At 63.0% G+C, this 8,683-nt stretch carries 7 protein-coding genes and 3 pseudogenes; all 10 read right to left on the bottom strand.

Going from position 1 to position 8,683, the window contains the following annotated elements; translation table 11 throughout:
• Positions 1-354: pseudogene (locus F3H41_RS17590) on the bottom strand (esterase); the annotation flags it as partial.
• Between the two features lie 76 nt (positions 355-430).
• A complete protein-coding gene (locus tag F3H41_RS17585; RefSeq protein ID WP_149739985.1) occupies positions 431-3,556 on the bottom strand; it encodes an efflux RND transporter permease subunit in 3,126 nt (1,041 codons plus the stop codon).
• Positions 3,556-4,635 carry an efflux RND transporter periplasmic adaptor subunit gene (locus tag F3H41_RS17580; protein ID WP_244616254.1) on the bottom strand — a complete coding sequence of 360 codons (1,080 nt, stop codon included), beginning with the start codon at positions 4,633-4,635 and terminating at the stop codon, positions 3,556-3,558. Before F3H41_RS17580 ends, F3H41_RS17585 begins: the two co-directional genes overlap by 1 nt.
• Positions 4,632-5,249: a TetR/AcrR family transcriptional regulator gene (locus F3H41_RS17575; protein ID WP_149739984.1), complete on the bottom strand. Its 618-nt coding sequence runs from the start codon at positions 5,247-5,249 to the stop codon at positions 4,632-4,634. Before F3H41_RS17575 ends, F3H41_RS17580 begins: the two co-directional genes overlap by 4 nt.
• A gap of 141 nt (positions 5,250-5,390) precedes the next feature.
• Positions 5,391-5,558 (bottom strand): hypothetical protein, encoded by a 168-nt coding sequence (locus F3H41_RS21350; protein ID WP_188129517.1) that lies wholly within the window; start codon positions 5,556-5,558, stop codon positions 5,391-5,393.
• Positions 5,521-5,937 (bottom strand): annotated as a pseudogene (locus F3H41_RS17570) (hypothetical protein); the annotation flags it as partial. The gene F3H41_RS21350 and the pseudogene F3H41_RS17570, both read right to left, overlap by 38 nt.
• Positions 5,930-6,178 carry a hypothetical protein gene (locus tag F3H41_RS21620; RefSeq protein ID WP_149739983.1) on the bottom strand — a complete coding sequence of 83 codons (249 nt, stop codon included), beginning with the start codon at positions 6,176-6,178 and terminating at the stop codon, positions 5,930-5,932. The pseudogene F3H41_RS17570 and the gene F3H41_RS21620, both read right to left, overlap by 8 nt.
• Before the next feature lie 127 nt (positions 6,179-6,305).
• Positions 6,306-7,006 (bottom strand): annotated as a pseudogene (locus F3H41_RS17560) (IS6 family transposase).
• A gap of 105 nt (positions 7,007-7,111) precedes the next feature.
• Positions 7,112-7,540 carry a hypothetical protein gene (locus tag F3H41_RS17555; protein WP_149739982.1) on the bottom strand — a complete coding sequence of 143 codons (429 nt, stop codon included), beginning with the start codon at positions 7,538-7,540 and terminating at the stop codon, positions 7,112-7,114.
• Between the two features lie 2 nt (positions 7,541-7,542).
• A complete protein-coding gene (locus F3H41_RS17550; protein ID WP_149739981.1) occupies positions 7,543-8,676 on the bottom strand; it encodes a P1 family peptidase in 1,134 nt (377 codons plus the stop codon).
• Between the last annotated feature and the right edge of the window lie 7 nt (positions 8,677-8,683).

Here is an 8,683-nt window from a genome sequence, read left to right as displayed (position 1 = left end):
CCGCCGCTTGCCGCCGCTGGTACGCCTGAACCAGTCCATCGCGCCGTCTTCGGTCATCTCGTCGGCTTTCGACACCACAAAGGCGGTTTTCGGGTCGGGCCGTGCGCCGCGCGGCCACTGGATTTCGCCAGGCCGACGGCGATCCGCCGGCGGGATTGAAACGATGATATTGTCGAGGCGGACATCCTCGCCGCGCTCGCCGGCGTAGCGCAGCGCCCTGTTTTCGGAGGGTGCGCGCGTGGTTGCCACCAGCATGTCCACCTTGCCGACCGTGGAATCGCTGACCTCCATCGGCTGCAAAACATCCGCGCGGTGACCGCAAGCGGTCAATGCCAGCACAAGCCCCAGCAGCATGGCCCGACGTAGACAGCCAGTCGTGGAAGGCCGCGCTACCGGCGCGGCCCCCCTGTCATGCGTTTCCTGCACACAATCAACGACCATGGGCCGGTATCCCCTGTTCCGCCCCGGGATCTGCGGCGCTGTCATTGACGATCGTCTTGCCCTGTTCGACAAAAAGCAGCCAGAGCAGCAGGCAGGGCAGCAGCGTCAGCGTCAACACAGTCGCTGCCGCCAGGCCACCGATGATGGCATAGGCCATCGGGCCCCAGAAGATCTGGACTGCAATGGGGACCATTCCGAGGATGGCGGCCAGTGCCGTCAAAAGAATCGGCCGTGACCGGTGGACGGCAGCATGCACGATCGCCGCGCGGATCGCCTCACCTCTCGAGACATTCTGGTCGACCTCCTGGATCAGAATGACGGCGTTGCGGATGATCATGCCGCATAGCGCGATTACGCCGAGCTGTGCAACGAAACCCATCGGCGTTCCGGTCGGCTGCATCGCCGCCACAACCCCGATCAGGCCGAAGGGCGCCATGGCGATGGCAAGTCCCATACGCGAGAAGCTCTGCAACTGGACCATCAGCAGTGCGACGATAACGATCAGCATGATCGGCAGTACCGCGAAGACGGAGGCATTGCCCTTAGCAGCTTCTTCAGTGATGCCGCCAGACTCAATCTGATAGCCGATCGGCAGGGTTTCCCGGAGTGCATCGAGGGAGGCGTTGACCTCGGCAGCCACGGTCGCTGGCTGCATGCCCTTGGGAACATCGGCCTGGACCACGATCATCGGGCGGCCTTGACGGTGCCAGATGACCGGCTCTTCCATGCCATACTCGATCGTGGCGACCTGGCGCAGCGGCACAGAACGACCGTCGCTGGCGCGCAGGTTGAGGTTGCCGATCGTTGCGATCGACGTCCGATCGGCCTCGATGCCCTTGACCACGACATTGACCAATCGGTCGCTGTCCCGGACAGTGGTGACCGTGGAGCCGGCGAAGAGTGCGGAAATCTCGCTCGCCACGGATTCCGAACTCATGCCCAGCGCCCGCGCCTCGACCTGATTGACGACGACGGTTACGCGTCGCTGTGGTTCACCGGCTGTCAGGTTTACGTCCCGCGTATCGGCGTTTTCGCCGACCACATTCGCCACCTTCAACGCTAGTTCCCGCACCGCCTTGTAGTCGTCCCCAGTGACGCGATACTTCAGCGGCCAGCCGACCGGAGGGCCGAGTTCAAGCGGCGAGACGCGGGTCGTGACGTCTGCGAAATCCTTTTGCATGGCTTGTGCAAGACGGGCACGCACGGCGTCGCGTTCGTTGACGCCCTTTGTAACGACAACCGTCTCGCTGACATTGTCGTTTTCCAGCAGCAGGTCCATCGGCAGGTAGAAGCGGACCGAACCCGAGCCGACATAGGTGGTGAAGTGAACAACGTCCTCGTCCGTCTTCAACAATGCCTCGAGCCTTCGGGCCTGCTCTTCCGTCGCCTCGCGCGAGGCATTCTGCGGCAGGGTGAGGCTTACGAGCAGCTCCGGGCGGTCGGAGGCGGGGAAGAACTGCTGCTCGAGCCTGGTGGCGCCGAGGCCGGAGAGAAAAAGCAGGCCGATTGCCGCGCCGAGCGTTACCCAGCGATGGTCGAGCGACCAGTTCAGCGCCCGCTTGTAGGCGGCCATCACGCGACCGTCCTGATCGGAGTGACGCTCCATGGTCTTGGGCAGGATCCAGGTGCCGAGCAACGGGGAAAAGAGCACCGCCACGATCCAGGACGCCAGAAGCGAGATCAGCACCACCATGAACAGCGAGAAGGTGTATTCCCCCGCGCTCGACGCGGCGAAGCCGACAGGAATGAAGCCCGCGATCATGACGAGCGTGCCCGTCAGCATAGGAAAGGCGGTGGTCTCATAGGCATGACTCGCCGCGACTGCCCGGTCTTCGCCATTTTCGAGGCTGGAGACCATGGTTTCCACCGTAATCATGGCGTCGTCGACCAGAAGGCCAAGCGCGATGATCAGGGCACCGAGCGAGATGCGCTGCAGGCCGATGCCGGCGAGATCCATGCCGAAGAAGGTCATCGCCAGCACGAGCGGGATCGAGGCGGTGATGACGAGACCTGCCCGTGTGCCGAGGGAGACGAAGGAAACCGCGATCACGATGACGATCGCCTCAATCAGCACCTTGACGAAGCCGCCGACGGCATCCTTGACGACGGTGGTCTGGTCGGCCACCTGGATCATCTCGATGCCGTGCGGCAGTTCGGCGGCAATCTCGGCCATGCGCCCCTTCAGGGCATCGCCAAAGTCGAGCAGGTTGCCGCCCTCGGACATGGAGATGGCAAGGCCGATCGCCGGCTCGCCGTTGACCCGGAACGCCGGGGCCGGCGGATCCACCAGGCCGCGCTGGATGGTGGCGACGTCCTCCAGCCGGATGAAGCGGTCGCCGACGCGGAAGGTCAGGTCGTGCAGGCTCTTTTCCGACACGAAGGCGCCGCTGACGCGCAGCGACACGTTTTCGCTCTCAGTGCGCACCGTCCCGGTCGGGGTAACCGCGTTCTGGGCCCGGATCGCCTCTATCGCAGCGGCGGGATCGACGCCGAGGCTGGCGAGCCTGACGGACGAGAATTCGATGACGATCTCCTCTTCCTGAACGCCGAGTACGTTGACCTTACCGATGTCCTTGATCGCAAGAAGCTCGGACCTGACCGTCTCGACGCGGTCTCGCAGTTCGCGTTTGGAGAAGCCCTCCGCCTGAAAGGCGTAGATACTGCCAAAGGTATCGCCGAACTCGTCGTCGAAGAAGGGGCCCTGAACGCCCTGGGGCAGGGTCGGCGCAAGGTCGGTCATCTTCTTGCGCACCTGGTACCAGACGTCGGTGACCTCTGCCGGCGGCGCATCGTCGCGCAGATTGACAAAGATCACCGACTGGCCGGCGCGCGAATAGCTCTGGGTGTGGTCCAGATAGGGCGTCTCGGAGAGCTTCTTCTCCAGCTTTTCTGTCAGCAGATTGACCGTATCCGTGGCGCTGGCACCGGGCCACATGGCCGAGACCACCATGGTCTTAATGGTAAACGGCGGGTCTTCGTTGCGCGACAGGCGCTGATAGCTCCAGATGCCGGCGACCATGGTCAGGATCATCAGGAAGATGACCAGCGACTGGTGCTGCAGCGCCCAGGTCGAGAGGTTGAATTTCCTGCCGTGCGGCTGCGATGTCTTGCCCATTACCGTGCCTCCTCGGTCTCGAGCTTAACGGCTTCACCGTCACGCAGCTTGCTGACTCCGGCCGTCGCGACGATGTCGCCGGTCTCCAGGCCTGAGGAAACGTATATTGCCCGGTCGTCGTAGCGGTCGATTTGAACGGTCCGATAAGAGAGCTTGCCCGAGGCCGTGTCGAAGACGAACACGGCGGTGGCGCCGTTGTTGCTGGTCAGTGCCGAAGCCGGCAATTCCACCAACAGCTTGGGCGAAAGTACGATGGTGCCGAGCACGGCGGCGCCGAAAGGCATGTCCTGCCCCTTGCCGTCGAGCGAAACCTTGACCCGGAAAGTTCGGGTGATCGGATCCGCCGAGGGCGTCACCTCGCGCACAGTGCCGGTCGCGGTCGCCTCAGGGTTGGAAATCAGGCTGACCTGAACCTCGGTGGCCTCGGCACCCGAATGGAGCAGGCGCTCCGGCACGTCGAAGACGGCGTCACGCTCCTGGTTGGAGAGCAGCGTTACGACCGGCTGGCCGGCCTGCACGATCTGGCCGACATTCGCACCGACCGCCGAGACGATACCGTCGCGCAGCGCCTTGATCTCGGTATAGGTCAGCGTTTCATCGGCCTTCGACAGTGCCGTGGTGGCAGCCTCGAAACGGGCCTGCGCGGCCTGGAGGTTGGCTTCGGCCTCTTGCAATTGCGCCCGCGAAATGACGGTCTTGGAGAAGAGTTCGCGATTACGTTCGGCGGTCAGCCGGGCGAACTCCAGGGCCGACCGGGCGGTGGCCAGTTCGGCACGGGCAGTCCGCACGTCATTCTGCGCGGGCACCTTGTCGATGCTGGCGAGCAGCGCCCCGGCCTTGACCTCGACGCCGTTCTCGACGCGGAAGGTGAGCTGGCCGTCTAGACGGAAGCTCATCGGAGTCTCGTAGCGCGGGCGGATCTCACCGGTCTGGCTAACGGTCTCGCCGATCGAGCGGATCTCGACGACGACCGACCTAATCGGCCGCGGCCCCTTGGCTTCCGGCTCGGCTTCGCTGCACCCGGCAAGCAGGCCCAAGACACCCGCGAGAGCAACGTACTTCAGAATGCTGGTTTTCATAGTGAGGCTCCCTGCGGGCTGAGACCGCTGATGAACAATTCGATCATCTCGTCGACGAGCTGGTCGACATTCCCGAAGTCGAAATCGTTGAAGGTGGAGGCAAGGGTCACAATGCCATGCACGCCGGCCCAGATGATCTGCGTCGACCGCTCCGTATCGGCGGCGACGATAAGGCCTGCTGCGGCAGCCTTGGCGACCTGCCCGGCGAGTTGCCGGTAGGGAAGCATCGTCGCCTCGTCCTGCATCAGCGGAGAGGTGACACCCTGGTCGTTCTCCAGGAACAGCATGCGAAAGCGGTCCCTGTCTTCCAGGCCGAAGCCGGAATAGGCCTTCATCATGGACCGTATGGCCGACAACGGATCCTGCATCGTGCGATCAATTTCGCCGAAGCGATTTTGCAGGTCCGTGATCGCGTCACGACAGAAATCGACGATCAGTTCCTGCTTGCTCGGATAGTAGCGATAAAGCGCTCCGGCCGTCATGCCGAGAGCATCCGCCAGTCCGCGCATCGACAATTGGCCAAGGCCCTCACGCCCGACGATCTTTGCAGCGGCCGCCAGGATGGTCCTGCGAAAGCTTCGGATCTCTTCTTCGGTCAATGCGGGCCTCGGCATGAATTTTCCTCACCATAAGTAAATATGACGCGTTTAATAAACGCGTTCAATGAACGCGTCAAGGCCCACGAGCCTCGCGATGAGCTGATTGCAGGGGGGATCAAGAATAGCAGTTCAGAGCGATATCTCAGCCGATCTGTGTCAGGCGCCGGCAATGGTCGGCACCGTGATCTCGGAAACCGGCGGCAGGCCTTGCTCGATATCTGCAAGAATGCTCAACAGCTTCGTGCGAGGGAGCGCGGTGCTGTCGTAATGGATTTGAAGCGAACAGATAGGCAACTTGCTGCCCAAGGGAAACAGCCGCCGCATGCAGTTTCGCGCGCACCTCATCGGATAGACCCGGTGCAGGCGTCTCCTCGATAACTTTCTAGTTTCGGCGTTGCAGCGAGCAATCGCATTCGCCGTGCGCGATCACCCGGCCATTACCGTCGCCGAAAATCTGCACTTCCGTATGGCGGGCTTTGGAAACGAAACGCTCCAGATAGACGCGCGCATCACCGAAGCTCGATTTCGCCGTGCGCTGCACGCTATCAAATGCGGCAGCCAGGGCGTCGGCAGTATCGCAAAGTTGCATGCCTTTGCCGCCGCCGCCAGCGGTGGATTTCAGCATCACAGGATAGCCAATCTCATCGGCTGTCTTCAGCGCCTACTCGCGGCTATCGAGCAGGCTGGAGCCAGCGCTAACCGGTTGCGGTTCCATCCGTCAAATCTTTTAGTTCGACGTGTTCGGAGTAGGGCGCTATGCGAAGCGCACAGGCGAGGCGCGCGCATTCCTCATGAGCGAAGTGAATGGCGGCTTCCTCATTGCAAAAAAGGCCGCCGACCAGGCCAGCCTCATCGCGGACGACCCACCAGCCGTGATGGTCTTGCCCGACGGTAAAGCGTGCGTGCCGCTTCTTTAGTGTTGTGGCCTGAAATGACCGAAGCATGTGATTTTTCCTTCATAGGAACAGATTGAAATATCAAACAGCGTCAAGCCAGCGATAAAAAGCGTCGAGCGGCATCGTAAACTTAACGGCAACGAGGGCAGGCCATTGTACCTGCCTATTTCTCCGATCATGCTCGGGCGATTTTCGCCCACAGGTTCAGCGCCGCTGAACGCAATTCGCGATGATGACCGGAGGAGATGTCGTGGCGGGGGATGTGGAACAGGTTGGCGATGGGATCGTGGATGGAGACGAAACGCTGAAGATGTCGCCTTGACTTGAAGCGTTTCATAATCCGCTCTCGCCGCCGGATTGGCTGATGGGAATTCTCTGCTCGATTGTTCAAGCCCTTGTGAGAACGATGTTCAACACCGGGCATGATCTCGCGCTTTGCGGCGTCGTAGGACCGGAGCTTATCGGTAATCATCACCCGCGGCGCGCGCCCCTGGCTCTTCAACAGCTTGCGCATCAGACGCTTGGCCGCCTTCGCATTTCGGCGCTTTGCACCAGAACCTCGAGCACGAAACCGTCCTGATCGACAGCACGCCAGAGCCAGTGCTTCTTGCCACGGATCGAAACGACTGCCTCATCGAGATGCCACTTGTCTCCGAGCCGACCAGCTGAACGGCGACGGATCTCGGTGGCGAAGGCCCGCCCGAATTTCTCCGCCCACAGCCGGACTGTTTGATGCGAGACAATGATCCCTCGTGCCGCAAGCATGTCCTCGACCATTCGTAGGCTAAGAGGAAAACGGAAGTAGAGCCAGACAGCGTGCGCTATGATCTCGGCGGGGAAACGATGGCGGCGATAGAGCGGGTCACGGTTTATCATACCCTGTCATCTCACAGCCACGTCCACGTTTCGTTAAGTTGACGATGCCGATGGCGTTCTCGTCGATGACGAGGATCGTGAGGTCGGCGCTGATCCTTGAGGTGCTCACAGAGGCGAACCGATGAAATAACAGGCAAAACTTGCGCCCGCCGCCGTCAGGGACAGAGGCGACGACAGGCGGCGATGCGCCATCCCGGCAATCGACAGGCTGAGCAACAGGAGCAGGGACGTCGTCAGCATATCCGGCGCCGCCGATACAAGGGCGAGTGCGCTGAGGAGCAGGCTCGACGCGATCGCGGCCTTGAGCAGCATGACCCGCGATACGCCGTCCGGCGCCAGGTAGACGGGCCAGAAATCGGCCCAACTCAGGCCGATCACGATGCAGAGAAGGGGTAGGGTGGCGAAGCGGGTCTCCTGTCGCGCCTCGGAAAGAAGCAGGAAACATGCCACACCGCGCCATGGCGGGCTCCCGTGGCCGAGAGACGGCCACGACCCGGCCGGCGACATCCGGTCGCGGCGGGCCGGAGTTGCCATCGTCACGTCACGCCCAACAGCCGGGCGACGGCGGCCGCGTCGATGGCTTCGATCCTATAGCGGTCGTTGGCTGTTCCGCCGGTCGTCTCGGCCGCGACCATCGCATTGACGACGGCTTCCTCGATGCTTTGCACGGCCGCCTGGTAGACGGGATCGAGGAATTCGTCGTTGAGCATGTCGAGGCTCAGCATCGGCGCGGCCCGGTGGCGCAGCGGATGGGGGTTGGCGGTCGAGAAGGCGAGGAAGATGTCGCCCGAGCTGTTGCCCCCGACGGTTCCGTTCCGGCCGATGCCGATAGCGCCGCGCCGGGCGAGTTTCTGCAACTGGTGCGGGGCGAGCGGCAGATCCGTGGCGATGACAACGATGATCGAGCCGCGCTCCGCTAGCCCCGGATCGGCCTGGGCGAGATCCTTGCCCACGGCGCGCCCGGCAATGGTCAGCCAGTCGCGCTGGCCGTGATTGGCCTGCACCAGCGCGGCCACCGTGAACGGCGATGCCCCGATCGCGATGCGGCGCGAGGCCGTGCCCGTGCCGCCCTTGAAGCCGTAGGCGATCATGCCCGTGCCGCCGCCGACATTGCCCTCCGCCACCGGCCCGGACGCGGCGCCGTCCAGCGCCTCGAAGACGTGGTCGAGCGTGACATGCTGGCCATTGATGTCGTTGAGGAGCCCGTCATAGGTCTCCGCCACGACGGGCAGCAGCCAGAGCGGATCGTCGCCGTCGAACGTCTCGGGGTAGCGCTCCAGCATCCAGCGGATGGCGCCGTGATGGGCCATGCCGACGCTGTGGGTATTGGTGATGAGCACCGGACCGACGAAATAGCCGCCATCCTCGATCCAGTGCGCGCCCGTCATTTCGCCGTTGCCATTGAAGCGATGCAGGCCGGCAAAGACCGGAACGGGCTCCGGCGCGGTCGCATGCGGCAGGATGGCGGTGACGCCGGTGCGCACCGGCAGGCGTCGGCCCGGCCGGGGCGTCTCGTTGATCAGCGTGGAGAAGCCGACGTGGAGGCCCGGCACGTCAGTCAGAGCATTCAGCGGACCCGGCGTGCCATCGAAGGGAATGCCGAAATCCCGCGCCCGGCGGGTGGCGCGGGAAAGGGGCGGGGAAGGGGGAGTGTCCGCGTTGTCAATCATGGCCGGC

It is taken from the genome of Rhizobium sp. RU20A (genome assembly GCF_900155885.1).
In the GTDB taxonomy this organism is placed as follows: Bacteria; Pseudomonadota; Alphaproteobacteria; order Rhizobiales; family Rhizobiaceae; genus RU20A.
This window is presented reverse-complemented; position numbering and strand designations above follow the sequence as displayed.